18 protein-coding genes, 1 tRNA gene and 1 other annotated feature are annotated in these 19,847 nt (G+C 41.0%); of the genes, 14 read left to right on the top strand and 5 right to left on the bottom strand.

Annotated elements, in window-relative coordinates:
- The first annotated feature begins 312 nt into the window (after nt 1–312).
- The 4 genes from NSTC745_RS06595 (at nt 313) to NSTC745_RS06580 (ending at nt 5,875) form a co-directional block, all read left to right on the top strand.
- The gene (locus tag NSTC745_RS06595; RefSeq protein ID WP_445636436.1) at nt 313–2,133 is read left to right on the top strand and encodes a lipoxygenase family protein; all 1,821 of its coding nucleotides are present in this window, start codon (nt 313–315) and stop codon (nt 2,131–2,133) included.
- Nucleotides 2,134–2,402: 269 nt separating this feature from the next.
- Nucleotides 2,403–3,314 (top strand): homoserine kinase, encoded by a 912-nt coding sequence (thrB, locus tag NSTC745_RS06590; protein WP_445636435.1) that lies wholly within the window; start codon nt 2,403–2,405, stop codon nt 3,312–3,314.
- A 190-nt stretch (nt 3,315–3,504) separates the two neighbouring features.
- A complete protein-coding gene (locus NSTC745_RS06585) occupies nt 3,505–4,014 on the top strand; it encodes a hypothetical protein (RefSeq protein ID WP_445638545.1) in 510 nt (169 codons plus the stop codon).
- 247 nt (nt 4,015–4,261) lie between these two features.
- Nucleotides 4,262–5,875, top strand: a complete 1,614-nt coding sequence (locus NSTC745_RS06580) for an NAD(P)H-quinone oxidoreductase subunit 4 (protein ID WP_445636434.1) — start codon at nt 4,262–4,264, stop codon at nt 5,873–5,875.
- Nucleotides 5,876–6,110: 235 nt separating this feature from the next.
- Here NSTC745_RS06580 and NSTC745_RS06575 read toward each other — a convergent pair whose 3' ends face one another.
- Nucleotides 6,111–6,377 (bottom strand): hypothetical protein, encoded by a 267-nt coding sequence (locus NSTC745_RS06575; protein WP_445636433.1) that lies wholly within the window; start codon nt 6,375–6,377, stop codon nt 6,111–6,113.
- A gap of 521 nt (nt 6,378–6,898) precedes the next feature.
- On the opposite strand from NSTC745_RS06575, the gene NSTC745_RS06570 reads away from it, so the two are divergent.
- From NSTC745_RS06570 to NSTC745_RS06545, 6 genes are all read left to right on the top strand, one after another.
- Nucleotides 6,899–7,081, top strand: coding sequence for a hypothetical protein (locus tag NSTC745_RS06570; RefSeq protein ID WP_445636432.1), 183 nt, complete (start codon nt 6,899–6,901; stop codon nt 7,079–7,081).
- Nucleotides 7,082–7,322: 241 nt separating this feature from the next.
- On the top strand, nt 7,323–7,523 hold the full coding sequence (locus NSTC745_RS06565; protein ID WP_445636431.1) for a hypothetical protein: 201 nt from the start codon (nt 7,323–7,325) through the stop codon (nt 7,521–7,523).
- Between the two features lie 484 nt (nt 7,524–8,007).
- Entirely contained in the window at nt 8,008–8,733 is a 726-nt protein-coding gene (locus tag NSTC745_RS06560) for a hypothetical protein (RefSeq protein ID WP_445636430.1), read from the top strand.
- A 32-nt stretch (nt 8,734–8,765) separates the two neighbouring features.
- Nucleotides 8,766–8,834 (top strand) — tRNA-Ser (locus NSTC745_RS06555).
- Between the two features lie 221 nt (nt 8,835–9,055).
- The gene (gene rplL / locus NSTC745_RS06550) at nt 9,056–9,436 is read left to right on the top strand and encodes a 50S ribosomal protein L7/L12 (RefSeq protein ID WP_445636429.1); all 381 of its coding nucleotides are present in this window, start codon (nt 9,056–9,058) and stop codon (nt 9,434–9,436) included.
- A gap of 476 nt (nt 9,437–9,912) precedes the next feature.
- On the top strand, nt 9,913–11,346 hold the full coding sequence (locus NSTC745_RS06545) for a vWA domain-containing protein (RefSeq protein ID WP_445636428.1): 1,434 nt from the start codon (nt 9,913–9,915) through the stop codon (nt 11,344–11,346).
- A gap of 135 nt (nt 11,347–11,481) precedes the next feature.
- Here the strand turns inward: NSTC745_RS06545 and NSTC745_RS06540 are convergent, their stop codons facing one another.
- Complete coding sequence (locus NSTC745_RS06540) at nt 11,482–12,588, bottom strand: acyltransferase family protein (protein WP_445636427.1); 1,107 nt, start codon at nt 12,586–12,588, stop codon at nt 11,482–11,484.
- Nucleotides 12,589–13,056: 468 nt separating this feature from the next.
- Nucleotides 13,057–13,112, top strand: a sequence feature (23S ribosomal RNA rRNA prediction is too short).
- A gap of 145 nt (nt 13,113–13,257) precedes the next feature.
- Between NSTC745_RS06540 and NSTC745_RS06535 the strand changes: the two genes are divergently transcribed.
- From NSTC745_RS06535 to NSTC745_RS06520, 4 genes are all read left to right on the top strand, one after another.
- Nucleotides 13,258–14,088 (top strand): hypothetical protein, encoded by an 831-nt coding sequence (locus NSTC745_RS06535; protein WP_445636426.1) that lies wholly within the window; start codon nt 13,258–13,260, stop codon nt 14,086–14,088.
- Nucleotides 14,089–14,167: 79 nt separating this feature from the next.
- Nucleotides 14,168–14,806 (top strand): ThiF family adenylyltransferase, encoded by a 639-nt coding sequence (locus NSTC745_RS06530; protein ID WP_445636425.1) that lies wholly within the window; start codon nt 14,168–14,170, stop codon nt 14,804–14,806.
- A 155-nt stretch (nt 14,807–14,961) separates the two neighbouring features.
- Nucleotides 14,962–16,233 carry an EndoU domain-containing protein gene (locus NSTC745_RS06525; RefSeq protein WP_445636424.1) on the top strand — a complete coding sequence of 424 codons (1,272 nt, stop codon included), beginning with the start codon at nt 14,962–14,964 and terminating at the stop codon, nt 16,231–16,233.
- A gap of 170 nt (nt 16,234–16,403) precedes the next feature.
- Entirely contained in the window at nt 16,404–16,616 is a 213-nt protein-coding gene (locus tag NSTC745_RS06520) for a hypothetical protein (RefSeq protein WP_445636423.1), read from the top strand.
- A 21-nt stretch (nt 16,617–16,637) separates the two neighbouring features.
- On the opposite strand, the gene NSTC745_RS06515 is transcribed toward NSTC745_RS06520, so the two are convergent.
- The 3 genes from NSTC745_RS06515 to NSTC745_RS06505 all read right to left on the bottom strand — a co-directional run bounded on the left by NSTC745_RS06515 (nt 16,638) and on the right by NSTC745_RS06505 (nt 19,595).
- A complete protein-coding gene (locus NSTC745_RS06515) occupies nt 16,638–17,372 on the bottom strand; it encodes an amino acid ABC transporter ATP-binding protein (protein ID WP_445636422.1) in 735 nt (244 codons plus the stop codon).
- Nucleotides 17,365–18,855, bottom strand: coding sequence for an ABC transporter permease subunit (locus NSTC745_RS06510; protein WP_445636421.1), 1,491 nt, complete (start codon nt 18,853–18,855; stop codon nt 17,365–17,367). Before NSTC745_RS06510 ends, NSTC745_RS06515 begins: the two co-directional genes overlap by 8 nt.
- A 185-nt stretch (nt 18,856–19,040) precedes the next feature.
- On the bottom strand, nt 19,041–19,595 hold the full coding sequence (locus NSTC745_RS06505; RefSeq protein ID WP_445636420.1) for an HNH endonuclease: 555 nt from the start codon (nt 19,593–19,595) through the stop codon (nt 19,041–19,043).
- Between the last annotated feature and the right edge of the window lie 252 nt (nt 19,596–19,847).

Below are 19,847 nucleotides of genomic sequence, written 5' to 3'. Positions count from 1 at the left end.
ATATCAGTGTTAAGCCTTACTAGCTGTAAATCTTAATTAGCAGTTGTTGTATTTTGTGTCGGTAAAGTAGAGATTTTGTTGGCGATCGCAGCGCACCGTATAAGCAAATTAACTGAATACTATCTCCTGAATCCGAGTAGTTATCGTGAACGTCGAAACATTATTTAATACTTCTTAAGTAATTTCACTTAAATAGTTTTGCTGAAAATACAGCATAATTTGTGGCTAAGGTAGTAAAAACGCAAGTATTATACCTAAAAAGCTTGATTTTTACACCGTTTTTAGTAGTTGAGAATCCAGGAATTCTAGATAATGAATTACTCTAAAACAACCACGGTCAAAGATTTTACGTCACTCAACGATACTCAAACAAATCAACAAATTTCGCAGAATATAGAAAGCCGTTACCAATGGGAGCGAACTTATGAGAACTTACCAGGCCATGTCAAAGGTGTTCCCAGGGGAGAAGGATTTAGTATATTCAAAATCTTCGTTTTTCTATTTACTGCTATTAAGGGTGTAATAGGTTTACTGACAGCACAATTTCTACATTTATTTCCTTACCTTTGGGACAAGTTTAAAAAAGGCGAAATTGTCTTTACAGGTACGGCAGACTTTGGATTAATAAAAATTTTCGCTGATTTTAATAACTGGAACAGCCTTGAAGAATTGAATGAATTCTTTAAACATTGGACATTTTTCCAAAGACCAGATGTAGCTAAAAATTGGCAGTCAGATATAGAATTTGGTCGCCAGCGTCTCAACGGAATGAATCCAATATTGATACGCAAATGCAAGATTGAAGATATTAACCCTGGTGGTAAATTTGCAGTTACCAATGAAATAATTAACCCAGTTAGAGGTAAGAACATCGACCTGACATCAGCATTGGTAGAAAATCGCTTGTTCATCTTGAATTATCCAATTTTCGATAACATTACCACTGCTGAATTATCAGACCAATTAGGAAGATACATCCAATCTCCAATTAGTCTTTTTTATGTAGATGAGCAAAAACAACTTGTTCCCATCGCCATACAGTTAGAGGAAAAAACTAACAATGATATAATTAAAAAAATCTTTACTCCCAACTCACTACCCGAAGAATGGGCAGTAGCTAAGTTAGCTGTAGCTGGCGCTGATGCTGCTTACCAAGGGATGATTTCTCACTTGCTCTATACACATCTAATTATTGAGCCTTTTGCAGTAACTACAAATCGAAAACTATCGCCACAACACATTTTATATCAACTGTTAAAGCCTCACTTTTTTAACACCTTGCCCATCAATAATATGGCTCGTAATGTGTTCCTTGGTAGGGGTGGTTTATTTGATAATACAGGATCGGTGGGTTATGTAGGTTATAATAGGGCTTTAGATAGAGCATATAACGGTATCAACCATAACGGGGAAGCAAGCGAAAATCAAACAGAAGGATTAAATTTTTACGAGTTAGCTTTGCCTTATGATTTAGGAAAACGTGAGGTTGATGATATACCAAACTACTACTATCGTGATGATGCATTATTAGCTTGGAATGCTATCAATAATTATGTGGACGATGTTTTAAGATCGCATTACAAAAATGATGCAGAAATCATCCGCGATCGCCAGCTGCAAAACTGGAAAGACGAACTGCTCGATAATGGCAACATTAAAGGACTGCTGGCTCCTGATAAATCTAATCAGCTAAATACATTAGATGATTTGATTGAGATTGCTACCATCATTATTTTTACGGCAACTGCTCAGCATTCAGCTCTTAATTTTGGTCAATATGACTATGCAGCATGGATTCCTAATAACCCATTTGCTATTTACAAACCTTTCTTAGATCTATTTAAATCTGAAAGCCAAAACAAAGCAGCACTTCCCGAAAGGTTGCCAAATCGCTTGCAATCTATTGTGCAAATCGTCCTCGTCAAAGCTTTAACTATAGCGCCACCATACTCCAGCAAATCTCTAGTGACTTTAAAAAATCCTTTCTCCGATCCTGTAGCAAAGCAGGCATTCCAAAAATTTCAGACAAATCTTCAAGAAATCGAAACAAAAATATCTGTCCGCAATGCATCTGTTTCTCAACCTTACACTTACCTTCTCCCCTCAAAAATTGCACAAAGTATTGCAATCTAGGGAAGAAATAATACCAATTCAAAATTCAAAACTTGTACTGAGCGTAGCCGAAGTATTCAAAATTCAAAATTAAGAAATTTCAGCAGAATATAGGTTTTGACGTTTGAATTTGTTGCCGAATTTAGAGAATTGGTAAAATAGGGATTTTCGTTTAAATTCAATGCATGGCAGGGTAGCACAGCTGTGCTACCCTGTTTACTTATAAAACCAAATGAACAAATTAGTCCTTTCCGTGGGATGCTAGTTGATTGATTAGGGATTATTTGCAGATGTCTGTTGTTTCTGGTGTCACTGTTACTGTTCCCGCTACAACCGCTAATTTGGGGCCTGGTTTTGATTGCATCGGTGCAGCTTTAAAGCTGTACAACCAGTTCAAGTTCACTCGTGTGGAAGAGGGTGGCTTAACGATCGCTGTCACAGGTGAAGAAGCTCAACGAGTACAAACCGATGAAAGCAATCTTCTCTACCAAGCGTTTATCAGATTTTATCAGCATATAGAGCAAACACCACCATCGGTAAAAATTGAAATTCAACTGGGTGTACCGCTAGCGAGGGGTTTGGGTAGTTCAGCAACAGCAATTGTTGGTGGGTTAGTGGCGGCGAATCAACTTGAGGGTGCGCCGATAAGTCAGTCACAGGTGATGGAATTAGCGATCGCAATGGAAGGACATCCTGATAATGTAGTTCCAGCTTTGTTGGGTGGATGTCGCTTGGCTGCTTCTGGTGGCGCAGGTTGGGAAATTTGTGATGTTCCGTGGCATCAAGATATCATACCAGTTGTAGCTATTCCTGATTTTGAACTTTCGACTTCCGAAGCGCGGCGGGTTCTGCCAACGGAAGTCAGTCGTGCAGATGCGATTTTCAATACTGCACACTTGGGTTTATTATTGCGTGGCTTGGAGACTGGTAAAGCAGAATGGTTAAAAACGGCTTTGCAAGATAAATTGCATCAGCCCTATCGTAAAGCTCTAATTCCTGGTTACGATGCTGTGAATCTAGCAGCTGTAACGGCTGGTGCTTATGGCATGGTGATTAGTGGTGCAGGGCCGACACTCTTAGCTTTGACAGATGAGTTACACTCACAGGCTGTAGAAGCAGCCATGTCCAATGCTTGGGAACAAGAAGGAATTATAGCCAATGTGCGATCGCTTTCTCTGGATATCCAAGGCGCAAAAAGTTAGAAAATGAGCATTGGGCATGGGGCAGGGGGGCATGGGGCAAGGAGGAAGTGTGGGAGGGGTGGGAGGTGTGGGAGGATGGGGAAGAAATCTTTCCCCCACACTTCCCACACTCCCCACACTTCCCTATCCCCTCATCTCCCCTGCTCCCCCTGCCTCCCCTGCTCCCCACTCCCTATCCCCCACTCCCCTTATGGATCGAATTCAAGCTGAAATAGCGGCGCTTAAGTCTCAAATTCACGCTCTCCAGCAAGAACGCGCTGCACTTACTATTAATAATGATGCGATCGGCGAAAATGATTCACCCCTGGCAATGGTTGAGGCTTACCGTCGCCAAGCTAGAGAAAATCCCCAATTATCTGCTGAACTCAGGGGGATAGATGATGCAGTTGCAGCACTGGAATTGCAACTACAGCAAAAACAAGCCGAATTAGCCCGTTGGCAAATTGAATCAAAACAACTTACTCAACAGCAGCAGCTAGAGGAAGCAAAAAAAGTAGCTCAGGTTCACGCTCAACGCATTAATCAACTCGCAGCAGAACTAGCTACAGAAATCCGGCTACTCAAAGCTTGCGCCGATGAGCTTAGTCCCATGTATTGGCAAGTCTATTACAAGCCCTTCATTACTGGGTTCAAGACAATCTCTGTTCCTCACGTCCGCTCAGATGGTGAAGTCTGGACAATTGTCAACCGTATTGTTTGAAATCTGAGCCAACGCTCATCAATCCAAAATCGAGTAAAACATAACTTAGGACGGTGGCTAATGCTGCCGTTTTTTGTTGACGTTGTAAAAGTTTACATTTAGAATTGTCTAGAGTAGCTATAGATAAGTATTTATTACTATCAAAATCTTAAATTTACTCTCCCCAAGTCAAAATTCGTTTACAAAAGTACAAACTGCTTAATATAATGTAATTAAAAGCGAAAAGTAAAATTGATTGTCAGAAGTGATGAATGCTATGGAATTTCCTTGGTTAACAGCCATAATTGTCTTGCCGTTGGTGGCTACCTTAGCCATCCCGTTAATCCCAGATAAAGAGGGTAAAACCGTCCGTTGGTACGCTTTAGGAGTTGCTTTTGCAGATTTCGCATTGATGATTTATACCTTTTGGTATAAATACGACTTCCAAAGTTCAACGCTCCAACTTATGGAAAACTATTCTTGGGTACCGCAGTTAGGTTTACATTGGGCTGTGGGGGTTGATGGATTATCGATGCCCTTGGTACTTCTAACAGGCTTAATCAATACCCTCGCAATATTCGCGGCTTGGAAAGTTACCAACAAGCCGCGATTATTTTACGGTTTGATGTTAGCGATGTACAGCGCCCAGCTTGGCGTGTTTGTTGCTCAAGATTTGCTGTTGTTCTTCTTAATGTGGGAAATCGAGTTAGTGCCGGTTTACCTGCTGATTTCCATCTGGGGAGGACAAAATCGTCGCTATGCAGCCACCAAATTTATTCTTTACACTGCTGCTGCCTCGATATTCATCTTAGTAGCTGGTTTTGCAATGGCATTCTCAGGAGATACAGTCACCTTCGATATGGCGACTCTGGGAATGAAAGAATATCCTAAAGCTCTTGAACTATTAGTTTACGCAGGTTTCTTGATTGCCTTCGGTGTAAAACTGCCAATCTTCCCTTTACACACTTGGCTACCTGATGCTCACGGTGAAGCATCAGCACCTGGTTCGATGATTTTAGCTGGTGTGTTATTGAAAATGGGCGGTTACGCTCTCATCCGCATCAACGTTGAGATGCTGCCTAATGCCCATGTTTACTTTGCTCCAGTACTGGCGATTTTGGGTGTAGTGAACATTGTCTACGGTGCTTGCTGTGCCTTTGCTCAAACCAATCTCAAGCGTCGCTTAGCTTACTCTTCAATTGCCCACATGGGGTTTGTGCTGATTGGAATCGCCTCTTACACAGAACTCGGCATTAGCGGCGCAGTACTACAAATGGTTTCTCACGGTTTGATTGCTGCTAGCTTGTTCTTCTTATCTGGTGTAACTTACGATCGCACCCACACCTTGATGATGGATAAAATGGGTGGAATAGCGAAGGTAATGCCCAAAACTTTTGCTCTGTTTACCGCTGGCTCAATGGCTTCTCTCGCTTTACCAGGGATGAGTGGCTTCGCCGGTGAGTTGATGGTATTCCTGGGTATCGCCACCAGTGATGTTTACAGTTCTAGCTTTAAACTTGTAGTTGTGTTGCTCTCAGCAGTGGGCGTGATTTTGACACCGATTTACTTACTGTCGATGCTGCGTCAAGTGTTCTACGGAAACCAAAATCAAGAGTTGCACTTGGATGCTGTAGTATCTGATGTCAAACCCCGCGAACTGTTCATCACCGCTTGTCTGCTGCTACCAATTATCGGTATCGGGTTCTATCCCAAGTTGGCAACGCAGACTTATGATGTCAAGACAGTAGAATTAGCTGCTCATGCTCGTCAAGTTCTACCAGTTGTTGCTCAGCAGCAACCATCAAGTCTCTACTCACGTATTTTTACAGCACCAACCTTGGCTAGTTCTCAAGTTGAAAGTTTAGTTAATATTTCAAAGTAAAATATACATCCTACAAAGGGTGTTGGAATTAAATTCTAATATGAGGGGAATAAAGGGGTGGTTACATAACCACCCCTAAAATTTTTTGTAGAGACGTTGCAATGCAAAGTCTCTATTGTGAGAGTTTTCACGAATGATTTAGGATTGCTGTATAGCAATCCTATTTAAATTTTACAAAATATCGGTGGTTGATGTTAACAGCCAATAGTCAACGTTTAACACATGACAGAATAATTTATCCAAATACTAAATCTGGTTCTTCACAGAAGTTAAATAAGGCTGACTCACTTTCTGAATCATCTTCAAATACGGCAGAGATATACCATTCACACGGTGAATCATTCGTATATTCCGCCCAAGCGATTGTTACTGCTTCACCCACAGGAATCCCTTCTTCAGCAAGGGTAAATTGAGACCATTCATCATCATCGAGAGATGCCCACAGTTCTGTAATTGCTAAGTCGGTATTGTTGGTTACGGTAAACGTAAATTGGTCTGACATTTATGTTGTGCCTTTTTTTAAGTAGGTTGCATTCTGAGATTATCCAATGACTAATTGTGAGGCGAGCATCTCTGCTGCCTGCTACAAAAGACGGGTAAGATAGCTACCCCACAAGATTGGACAATTTATTTGTTGGAAGTCCCTAATACTTCTTTTGCCAATTTGGGATTAGAAGATAAGGACTGTTCTAAATTATTCAAACTTTAGCTGACCGTCAATATTGGTTGTTCGTCCTCAAAATTGATGAAACCAACCAAGCGCAAATTTTATACTCTTATATTTTTTATTTCCCAAAAAATAATAGTTTTTTAACTATGGTAGCTTTAGACTTTAGCTTCCTTCTAGTCATGTTTACAACACCATAACCCCACGCTGCTAACTTTCATGACCTCCGCCAATTCCCTGGCTAGGAATTGTAATAATTGAAACTTTTTGTAAATTCATACTACTGGCTGTCTCATAAGCCAAAAAATTTGTAGTATCCCCTTGACACGATGTAACTTATGTATTACAAATGTAATATGAAAACAAAAGCCTCCCCAAGAGGCGAAGGCAAAACATCTCAGAACCAAGAAAATCGAATAGCTACGACTTTTTGGGGTCGCGATTGGCGTTCGCCTGCTCCGAAACCAACAAACGGACGGTTGCAGGATTCGGGTTCAATTCCCGACGACTCCACTGACCAAACAAACTTGGGTCTGTAACTCTAATGGTAGAGCGCCTGGATTCACTTGTGCCCTGACAGAAAAAGCTTACATACTAGCTCAAAAGTAGAGCATTCGTCTCTTAAACGAAAAGTTGCAGGTGCGATTCCTGCGTGTGTTACCACAGCTTTTTCAACTTGCACGAGGTGTGAGTGTAACTCTCACAAGGAAGGTATCGGTTCGATTCCGATCAGATCCACTAAATAATTCGTAATTGGTAATTAAAAAAGAGGTGATTGTGATGGTTCATATTCGATTTGAAGGACGTTCTGTTGATGTTGTTGAAACACAACTGGGAATCACAGCAAATATGAACGATCTGGCAGTGAAGGAACGAGTTGCGCGGCATTTAGATGTCAATAGCGATCGCCTTTCTGCTTACGTAGTAGATCGGCGCCCCAGTGGCGATTTAATTGTGCGCCCTGAAGCTGTTTACGGTTAAAACATTTTATTTATCCGTGCCCTGACAGAAGAAGCATACATACACATTTATAACGGCCCTAAGGTAGTAAAATTCGAGCGATCAAACTAGCGAAGTATGATTTCTAAATCTCTCGCAGATTTAGCATACGTGCCCACTGCTAATAATTGGTAAGAGCGACCGTAAGCTGTAAAAAGCTTCTTAAACTTGTACGGATTAATTGAAGAATTAATTCCGCGCCCTAACTTGTAAAGCATACACACTACTATCCGGAAACGGATTGCAGGTTCAATTCCTGCCGCTTCCACTTATGGAAGCGTGGCCAAATTGGTAAAGGCAACTGTGAAAACTGCTTTGCTAACTTGTGCGGAATTCCAATTATTTAAATTGTATTTATCTATTAACCCTAATTCAATTATCAATACGGAGGTGAGTTCAATGATGTTCGCAAATTTATGTTTAATCAAAACTCGATCGCCAGAACTATATTTAAACAACTTGAGATATGAGCGAACATCGTTTGAGCGAGATTGTAATTGAGCGTCCTCGCTGTGGTAGAAGAATTAGCCTCAAAAAGTTGAGTGGTTTTAAAAAGCAATTAAACAAACTCACCGAAGAAGCAACCGAGGATGGATTATTTAATTGCTACCTAATTAAACCAAGAAATAAATCAAAATATCTTTCAGATCATCTCGGCCCGTTGCGTCGGTTTTTGCGCTCGAAAGTGGGACAGCCGTGGAATGATGTTTACAGCGAACTGTCTCAACGATTAGATGCCAAAACAATGGCAGGACAGCATGTTATTGGTCATTTGTGGGACTACGTTGAGCGATATGTAGAAATAATAGATGGTAATGTTTATAGCAAGCCTTACCAAGGTTATCGAAATCTCTTAGCTGGAAGCTATGGCGATCGCTTCTACATTCATCCTGAGACTGGAATTCTTTGTGCAGTCGAAAAAACGCCTCGAAAGCAGAAGCAAAAGCCAAAGCAAACTGATGTTTTGATTGTTGACGATCGTCATCAATATCAGAAGCTGAACGAGATTTGGTATCTAATTACCTTTGAAGATTTCCCATCATCAACTGACTATGTAAGAGATGTTCTTAAAGGTTTCATTCATTTGTATGCTGCTTCATGGCATAACGGTAGAAGAATTTACGCTGCTAGGAAACAGCAGTGTAGTAAGAAAGAGATTCGATTTATTTTAAATAAACTTTCTCAGAACTAAAATTTTCACTTCGTGCCCTAACCGAAAAAGCTTACATACTAGCCGAATGGTAAGGCACTTGATTGGATATCGAGGAATTACGGGTTCAAATCCCGTGTGTGAATCAACAGCTTTTTCAACTTGCACGAAGTGATTAAAAATAAGAATTCAGAATTCAGAATCCAGAATTCAGGAGTCAGAATTCAGTAATAAAAAAGTTTTATATTCTACATAGCTGAGGTTATTCGTTTGACGTTACTTGAAATCTGCTGTAGTTACAAAGCTGTTTTTTGTAAAGCAAAACAAAACTAATTATTTCTATTTGGTATGATTCGAGGCTGATATGTCTGTAAAAACTTTGGAAATTTTAGAACAAATTAAGTCTCTAAATGTTAATGAAACTAGTCAATTAGTAAAGCAGATTGAAGCTACTTTCAATGTCGATGTATCCACACCGAAATTCCTTCAGATTGACAAGCGAGATGAGGATGAAACTCAACCGCAGATTCAAACGGAATTTGATGTCTTGTTGGTATCGATTCTAGCAGAGAAAAAGATTGCCTTACTCAAGGTCATCCGGACGGTGACTGGCTTGGTACTTAAAGAAGCAAAAGACTTTGTGGAATCTCTGCCTCAAGTGGTTCAGACAGGATTGAATCAGGAAGCAGCTGAAATTCTCAAACAACAGTTAGAGGAAGCAGGAGCAGTTGTTTCTTTGACTTAACAGAATTGGGTATGGGGCATTGGGCATTGGTGTCAACTTAACGTAGAACCGATGTCCCGCAAGGAACTGAAGTTCCTTGCTCATAGCGAAAGTCATCTGAAGATGACTGGGTATACCCAAAAATTTTTAGTCATCTTTAGATGACTTTAACTTTTAGCCTGGAACTTTAGTTCTAGGCGGGTGAGGAAGCCAACAGTTAAGCCAGTTCTAACTTAAGTTGACACCAATGGGCATTGGGCATTGCTTATTCTTTCTCTCCCCTGCTCCTCTGCCCCTTCCTCCAACCACTTGGCAGTTGTTGCCGCGCCCCGATCGCAGAAGCTTACATAACTCTGAATAAGTTAAACACAATGCTTCTACAACTTGCGCGGTGACTCAATCGCCCCGCGTGCAACATCTGCCTCCTACAATTTTGGATTTTTGATTGCAATCCAAAATCAAAAATCCAAAATCCAAAATTCTTAAAGGAGGTTACTATGAATATCGCAGAACGTGACCTGCGCCTAGAAATGCTCAATAGTTTGCTGACAACTCCTCACCGCAAACTTGAGCAAGTCGCAGAAATTCACAAGTTAATTGTTGAACTCGATCCTATTTTCTACGGACACTTGGCAGTCTGGTATCAGCGTTATGGTGATGTCCGCGACCACAAGGAAGTGTTTATTGCTCATTTGCTAACCAGCAATTTGATTGAACACCGCGACGCCGGATTTATTATGCTGCAAGAGTTTCCACCTTATCAGGTGGCGCGTGTAGTGGACTTTATGAAACAGCAGCAAAATAAAGTGCCTCGTTCGGCTCGGACTGCTGTACGGCGTTACCTGAAGACACGAGAAAGCAATCCGGCTTTGTTCGATCGCGCTGCGCTGCGGGGTCGTAAGGCAATGAAGCACCTCTATGCTTCGCTGCACATCAAACCAAATGAACGAGCAAATGCGATTCTGTTTCGCGATACTCCGCCAGAGGGTTCCTTAGCAGATATCCTCAAGCGGGTTGCTAAGGCGGAAAGTGCCACAGAACAAGCGCGGCTGATTGTGGAGTTTAACATTCCATATACGATCGCGATCGGTGCAATCAAACAACTCACACCGGTTGTGCTGGTGGCTTTAATCAACAGCATGACTCCCCAGGAAACCATCAATAACCTCAAGTCACTCCAGGCTAGAGGTGCAATGGATCATCCAGAAGTCAAGAAGTTGATTGATTCAAAGCTGGAAGAAGCTTCTAAAAGTGGACGTGTGGCAGCATTCAAAGCTCAGGTTGCCGCAGACACCGCAGATTTAGACGCAGACACCGTTGCACGTTTGGAAAAAGTGACCAACGAACAGGTAAAACGGCGTGGTGCGATCGCTCGTCCAACTGCCTTACTGGTAGATAAGTCTGGTTCAATGGAAAATGCGATCGCACTTGGTAAGCAACTCGGTGCCTTAATCTCTGGGATCGCTCAAGCAGAACTGTTTGTCTACGCCTTCGACACCATTCCTTACGCTGTCACGGCAAAGGGCAAGGAGTTAACCGACTGGGAGCGTGCTTTCCAGCACATCAATGCAGGCGGTGGTACTAGCATCGGTTCTGCGTTGGAAGCAATGCGGAAGAAGAAGCAGGTTGTTGACCAAATTATTCTGGTGACGGATGAAGGCGAAAATGCGGCTCCTTACTTCGGTGAAGTTTACAAGACCTATTGCCGAGAATTTGCAGTCATGCCTAATGTGGTGATTGTCCGTGTAGGTAGTCATTACAACTGGGTAGAGAGCCAATTGAAGCAGCAGCAAGTACCAGTAGATACCTTCACCTTCGAGGGTGACTACTACAGCTTGCCGAACCTCGTCCCACTCCTAACGCGCCCCTCTCGTCTGGATTTGCTGATGGAGATTTTGGACATGCCGTTGCCTGTGCGAGAAGATAAGTAGAGTACATCAGGGTGCGTTATGGTTACTCATGACGCATCCCGATCTTATTCCATCATATATTCTCACTTTTATTGATTTACAAAGTTATAGTAAATTCTGTAAATTGAACTTATTATTAACTAATTTAATTTGTTGCTAAACACCAAATAGGTACTTAGCAATCCTTTTATTTTTCATCAGAATGAATACAGCTAACCAACTCATGAGAAAAGTGGGTATAGAAAATGCTAATTGAGAAATAAAAGTTACTTCCTCTAATAACTGAGGTTGAGTTTTCTTTAGAAAAATCTCCATAATATTAATTCCAAATTGGTGTATCAAGTAAATTCCAAAAGAACATAATGCTAAATTTTTTATTACGCTGTTTTGTTTCAAGTAATTCGATAAAACAATACCGTATAATAATAAAGAATATCCCAGAAAAACTTCCCGAAAACCAGTAAGTATTGGGTTACTATAAACGTCAGCAACAATAAATAAACCTAATAGCAAGTAAGCATATATAATTTTCACACGCAACAATGAAAAGTTGGTTTTAAGAAGTAAATACCTTAAAGTCATTGCAATAAAAAAATAAGGTAAACACCTCACTAACCATGCTAATTCTATAGATATAAACCTCACAAACTCATTTTTAGAAGGATCGTAATTCACTAGATTAAATAAATTCTTAAAAGCTATACTTTTATTTAAATATACTGTATTTCCAGTAATTAAAAGCAGGTTGTAGAGGATGAGGCTCAACACAGACAAACTAGCTAATATTTTAAGTCCAATTTTCGGTTTTGCGAAGTAATTTGCAAATATTATGAGCGAAGTACCTACTAGCAATAGAGGTAAATAGTATAGTTGTAATGATGCTTTTCCATAAAATATAATTAAAAAAGGATTTTGTAATAGATCGTTTAATTCTTCTTTTTGATTTAATGCTGAAAACATAATTATTTTGGCAATTACATAAATAACTGTCCAAACAATATATGGTATTAGGAGACGCCGACATCTTGCTTTCCAATAAGCTAATGAAAAGTCAGCATTAAACTTACAAATCATGAAGTAAAAAGATGCAGCTAAGAAAAAGGGAACAGCAAAACTAAATAGATATTCTATCTGTTGGGAAAAGTAACTTACACGACCCCAAGTTGCATCGCCTGAATGTACTAAGACAACTGCATATGCCGCAATTCCTCGGCACAAATCAACACCCGATAGCCTTGGTTTTGCCTCTATTTTTGACTGCATTGTTAGTGTTAAAGTAGATTTTTTGAAAAAACAAAGTATTTAAGTGGTTTTTTGTGTGTAAATAAGACTTACGCACTTTACACATTGACCATCATGTAGATGGTAGGCTTGTTCAGCTAAAAGTCTTGTCCTGCCTCGTTACAAGGCTCTGCCTTGTAACAAGAGGTAAGCCACAGTTGGTTGTCTCTCTCAATACGTAAGTACTAATAAAGTTAACCAATTAATATTGAAAATACCATACCATATAAAACCCGATTTGATTTGTGAAAAGATCGTGAGACTGAAAAGCCCGTTTTATCTGAAATCTTGTTCAAAAATTAAATATGAGTTCTATATCTGGGCCTAAAATAATACTGTAGTATAATAATCTCATGCGTGCCCCAATTCGTGGAGCCTACATACTAGTACGAGAGGAAAGGTAACACTGCCAAATGCAGTGGGCGTTTGTAAACGGGGAGTGCGAAGAACCTGGAAAGTCGGCTTAGAAGTAGCCATCTTTGAAAGAGTGTGTAACAACTCACCAGCGGAGTCCCTCTAGTAACTAAGAAAACGCAATGCTCCACCAACTTGCACGCAGAATAATTCGTAATTCGTAATTAAAAAAATTAGATTTTATCTAGTTTTTTAATGTTGTATTTGTAGTGTTATTTTAAATAATTAATATTAGTTATGACTAATATATTTAAGCTAATCAATGAAATTGCTAACGCAGAAGCACAGTTGCGTAACACTCAATTTCTTGCACCTTGTGTAAAAGGTGGACGAGTTCGCACGCAAGTAGCAGGAATGGTCTACACCTTCACCCCAAAGCCTAGTAAATTTCAAGGTTGGGGAATCTTTCAGCCTGTCGATGAGAAGACAGCCACGGTTGTGGAAGAGGCTGATTTACCCCAAATTGCCGAATATTTGCAACACTTTCCCCAAATACGGCTGCGGTTAGCACACCAATTGCGGGGACAAACTTGGTTAGCATACCCCGTGAATGAAGCAGATATGCGTCAACGGTTGCAGGTGGTTAAACCGATCGCCATTCATCTAGTAACCGAAGGTATCATCTTTGACCAGATCGTTGCGCGTTGGAATGGAAAGTCGTGTTGGTTTGAAGAAATCGATCGCCGCACCGATCCGGCTATTGTTGAAACTCTACAATCTGCCGTTAAGCAACTCATCCCTGTTGAAGAATTGCAATTCAAAGGCATCACTCCAGAAATTCGCACGGTGTATGAATTAGCAACACAGCGCATTGAAGGCTTCGATCAACCCCAACAGGATGAAAGACGGCTGAGAAAAGCATTGCAGATGGGTGGCGGCGAACTAAAGCACTTTCACGATCGCGGCGACTATTGGACAGTAGATTGGACAACCGCTGATGGTGTTCGCCACAGTAGTGCGATCGCCAAAACTGATTTGACTGTAATCAGTTCTGGTATTTGCCTAAGTGGATACGATCGCGACTTCGACTTGCAATCCTTGGTTGCTGTTATCGAACAACAAGAGTAGTGAAAGAAGAATTCAGAATTCAGAATTCAGAAGTCAGAAGTAAAACAGGTTTAATACTGAGTACACAATCTAAAATCAAATGAGCGTCTTTTTTCACGAACAGCTTTACCGCAGCAATGCTGTGATGGCAAAGTTGAAAAACTACCCTGTAACTATTTGTGGGGCGGGAGCATTAGGAGCTAATATTGCGGAAAACTTGGCTCGGTCTGGTTTTGAGAAACTGACGGTAATCGATCGCGATCGTATTGAGGAACGCAATCTTTCTACCCAGCCTTACTATCGTTCTGATGTTGGAGCATTCAAAGCGAAAATTTTGGCAAACAATTTATATCGAGGAATTGGTACTAAAGTTGATGCGAAAACAAAAGAATTGACATCAGCAAATGTAAATCAATTACTCCAAGATAGTCAATTAATTATCGATGTTTTTGATAATAGCGTCGCACGTAAAATAGTCAAAGATTATGCCGATAAATTTAGCATTCCTTGTCTTCATGTTGGACTAGCGGCTGATTATGCAGAAGTGATTTGGAATGACGTTTATCGCGTTCCTTCTGAGGTGAATGATGATGTTTGTGATTATCCGTTGGCGCGAAATTTAGTAATCTTAACTGTTGCTGTAGCATGTGAAACAATTGTCTCATTCATTGCCACAGCAGAACAGCGTCACTTCACCATCACCTTGAAGGATTTGACTGTTCAATCTCTGCTTTTGTAGATGGCGATCGCTCCCGAATAGATCTTCTGCGCTATTTAACCCTGTGTTTTCACAAAAAATGAAAGCACAGGGTTAAAAACTATTTTAAAAAAGGTTAATCAGCAGATAACCAATCAACTTTAAAACTAGTAGTTGAATATTTAATTTTGTTGAGTATGCTGAAATTTAGTTTACCATTGAAAATAGCAGGAGGAGCGGCCTTCCTGCTTTCATTTACTGTCTTCCGAGCAATTAGCGCCACAATTTCAGAGGGGTTTGAGTCAGGCCAAAAAGGAGCTTATGCTGCGGCTGATGTCAATCTCAGTTCAGGCGTTTGGAATTTGAATGAGGCGCTAATTGGGAACACTTCAAGCGATGTCAAAAACGGAGCGCAATCTGTCCGCGTTCGTAACAGTGGCAAAATTACAATGAAATTCGATCGCACCACAGGTGCTGGCACAGTTACAATCAAACATGCCAAATATGGTAATGATGCCAGCACCACATGGGGATTGTGGTGTTCGACTACTAGCGGCACCTCATGGACAGCAGTAGGTTCAATAGTTACAACAAGCTCTAAAACTCTTCAAACTGCAACTTTCACACCTAATATTTCTGGCATAGTTCGCTGCGAAGTCCGCAAAACTGATGGAAGTTCTAACAGAACTAACATTGATGATATTGAAATTACTGATTATGGGTCTTCTGGTTCCCCCTCTTTACCTGCTGGTTCTGTTCCATTCTTTGACAATATCAATAATCCTGTATCTGGACTAGCATACGGTAGCCCAGCAGATGTCACTCCCCCTGCTCCAACGCTGAATACTTTCGATCGAGCAGTCACCGATCTTTGCGGACAACCTGGCACAGTTGTCAGCCCTTCTAACTTTCAGCTGATGATGAATAATAATCCTACTGTTTTGGCAAACATTAAACAATATGTAGGTGGATATTTGGTTGCGGGACGCACTTCTGATGCACAATTCTTAGCTGATTTGACTAACGTCTGGTTTAATGCACAGGGTTTTGACCATGTTTTCTGTGGAGAACCTGTAGCGGGAAGTTCAATAGGTGGATTGCACTTTGTTGGTCGTTATCTAGAGCTTCAAGAAAAGGGTTTAGCTGGACGACTAAATAACAACACATCGAATGAAGAAGTTATTCCGAATGCTGTTTATACTATTGGTGCCATTGTTAAGGTAGGCAATAGTACTTCTCAATCCTCTATCAAAGGTTTTGCTTATACCCTCAGTGCTGAAGAAATTCTCAGCCAAGCAGCTTTAGCTTATAAAAATAACCCTAATACCAGTTCGACTAATACTGTTTGTCATTGGACTGTAACTGATCAGGGTAATACGTTTCAAGCAGTGTTTGTGAGGAGAAATGGCGGCGTCCGCACCTTTTATCCTGATGCCACTCCTGGTAGCAACCCTACCTGTGTGCAATAGACTTCTTGCAGAAGTCGGGAAAAGGGGAAGGGGAAAGGTGGAAAGTTTGGTATTTTCGCTTTAACCTTTTCCCTTTTCTCACAAAAGTGCAGAAAGCACTTTTGCAAGAGGTCTAATGAAAGGCACTGAGTACTGAAGCGCGTATTGAGTAGAGACGCAATTAATCGCCTATGCAGGGCGATGCAATTGAGTTGCGAGGCGATGCAATCAAGTTGCAGGGCGATGCAATCAAGTTGCGAGGCGATGCAATTGAGTTGCGAGGCGATGCAATTGAGTTGCGAGGCGATGCAATTGAGTTGCAGGGCGATGCAATTGAGTTGCAGGGCGATGCAATCGAATTGCAGGGCGGATATTGTGTTTCAATACGATCAAAAAGGCTGTAACTACCTGCAATCTGGTTACTTTTAAAGCATTTTTTCTAAGAATTGCTTGGCGCGATCGCATTTAGGATTTTGGAAAAACTCACTCGGAGCAGTATCTTCTGCTAAGGTTCCGCGATCGAGGAACATAATTCTACTGGCGACTTCCCTAGCAAAACCCATTTCATGAGTAACGATCGCCATTGTCATTCCAGATAAGGCTAAACCTTTCATCACTTCCAGCACGTCTTTTACCATTTCTGGATCTAAAGCAGAGGTAGGTTCATCAAACAAAATCATCTCTGGTTCCATTGCTAATGCACGGGCGATCGCTACCCGCTGTTTCTGTCCCCCGGATAATTTGGATGGGTAAACATCGGCTTTCGGCTCTAAACCTACCTTTGCCAGCAATTCTAAACCATGTTTCTCTGCTTTTTGCTTATCTATTTTTTTCACCTTGATGGGTGCGTAGGTGACATTTTGCAGCACTGTCATGTGGGGAAACAAATTAAAATGTTGAAATACCATCACCAAATGTTGACGAACCTTAGCGATATTTGCTTTAGGATTAGTGATTTCTTGCTCCTGAAAATAAACTCTGCCTCTGGTGGGCTGTTCTAGCAAATTCATGCATCGCAAAAAGGTAGACTTACCAGAACCAGAAGGCCCTAATATGGCAACGACTTCGCCTTGATAAATCTGGGTAGAAATATCTTTAAGTACGTCGAGTTGACCAAAGGATTTACACAAGAATTCCGTGCGAATTACTGCATTACTCACTTTGCCGTAATCTCCTTTCTAAAGTGGATGCGCCGAAGGTCAAACCCATGACCAAAACATAATAAATTAATCCTGCAAATAGCAATGGTTCAAAATAAATATATTTATTTGCGCCAACAATTTGGGCACTGCGTAATATTTCTACCACACCAATTGTTGATACCAAAGCTGAATCTTTCAAAAGTCCAATAGTTTCATTTACTAATGCTGGCAGAATGTTCTTCAAGGCTTGGGGTAAAATCACATCCCACATCATCAACCGATAGGGAACACCCATAGACAAAGCCGCTTCAGTTTGTCCTTTATCTACAGCTTGAATTCCACCTCTAATGGTTTCCGACATATAAGCGCCAGAATTTAGGGTAAAAGTTAAAACTCCTGCTTCCAATGCCGAAATGTCATAGCCTGTAAGTTGGGGTGTTGCGTAATAAACCAACGCCAATTGTAACAGCAAGGGTGTGCCTCGGAAGATAGAGGTGTAAGCATTTGCAACCCAGGTAAGTGGCTTGATGCCGATAATTTTTGATAGAGAAAGTATTGTTCCCCAGATTAAGCCTAAAGTTACAGATAATAGTGTAAACAACAAAGTTAAAGGAATTCCCCGCAGAATAAAGGGAATATCTGGAAAGATTCTTGTGAAGTCGAGATTTAATCCGGTTTTGGTAGGAGTTGACGATTTAGTATCGGTAATAATGTTTTGGGAAAACCACTTATTTGTTAGCTTATTTAACGTGCCATCGTCCTTCATTTGTTGCAGGACTTTGTTAAAAGGTTCGACTAAATTAGAATTTTTAGGAAAAGCGATCGCCGATCCACTTGCTTCTTCTGAAGGAATAACATTAAACTCTAAATCTGGGTTAGCTTGGGCAAATCCTTTCGCTACGGTATCCTCAACAATTGCCGCATCAATTCGCCGAGATTTGATTTCTTGAACTACCTCCGGCACTTTGTTGAGTTGCTTTAGTTGAATACCTGTAACTTTTTCGGCAATCTTTTTAGCATTTTGTTCTTGTATGGTTCCTAGTTGCACTCCAACTTTTTTTCCTGATAAGTCTTGCGGCTGTTTCAGATTGCTACCCTTAGCAGCCACAATCGTATCTTTAGCTTCGTAATAAATAATTGAAAAATCAACATTTTTTTGACGTTCTGGAGTTGGAGTCATCCCTGCCATCACAAAGTCTGCTCGATTTGCTTGGAGTGCAGGAATTAAGCCATTAAAATCTGATTCCATGATTTTAAGTTTAAACCCTAGTTTTTCAGCCAGGGTTTTGGCAATATCTATATCAAAGCCAACAATTTGATTTTCACCGCTTTTAGTATCATAAAACTCATAAGGCGGATAATCTGGTGAAGTAATCATCGTTAGGGTGTCTTTTCCTATAGATGAAGCAGCTTTGAGGGTATTGCTATGTCCGGCGATGATATTGATTGCTACTATTCCTACAACGAGTATCGTTAATAGCCATACTTTTGTTTTTTTCACGTACTTGAGAAGTATTTAATGGATTTGATAATTATATGAATCCCCTCTGATTTTGCCAGGATTGTAACAATTAAGGTTTGTTTCTATACCACTCTGACGAAAAAATATGAGAGACGTTGCAATGCAACGTCTCTACATTTGTTGGAATAGGTGTATATTGCCGTTTACGGACATAGCCGAATGAATTACTCGTTTTCATTCAGGCGTTGTACGCTCCAAAAATGCTCTGCAAAGGCGACGGCGGGGTGAATTGGAGCTTTGGGTTTGGTTTTGAGTACCATAGAAGCTTCATGAGGTAGGCGATCGCTTTTAGTTGAGTTGCACTTCTCGCAAGCCGTAACAACGTTATCCCAGGTGTGCTGTCCACCTTTGGAGCGAGGAATCACATGGTCAAGGGTTAAACGCTTACCACTACCACAGTATTGGCAAGTGTGATTATCGCGCTTGAGTACTTCACGACGATTCACAGGAGGTACTTTCCAGTGTCGTTCTGGATTACCCGTTGTCAAACGGATGTGTTCCGGAACTTGTAGTACAACACTGGGCGAACGGACTTCCCACTGCTTTGTACTGCCAAAATCCAATGATTCTGCTTGACCAGTCACTAACAGTACTATTGCTCGTTTGATGTTGATGCGTGCCAATGGTAGGTAGTTCTTAGAGAATACCACCACCGAATTTTGTAGTATGTGTGGTTGTTGAGTTTGCTGCTGGACTTGCATGTGTAAAAAACTCCTCATAAAAATAACCCCCACCTCTGGTTATCAGGAGCGGGGGTCAGGTCGTTGGTACTTTTTCCCTAGTTATGGGCGCTATGAGACAGTTGCACCTCCCGCTGTCGATTATTCGATGTGGATTGAACGCTAGAGCGATCGCTCCTATAATGCTTTCACTTGCATATTGAGCCACTAATAACCGATACGCTCTCTCAAACGCATACGTGCCAGGTATTCTGCCTGAACCCTTGCTCGGTTGACAATGCATCATGCTAT

This window comes from Nostoc sp. DSM 114161, assembly GCF_052692665.1.
Note: the sequence above shows the minus strand (reverse complement) of the source record. Positions and strands in the feature narration are given on the sequence as shown.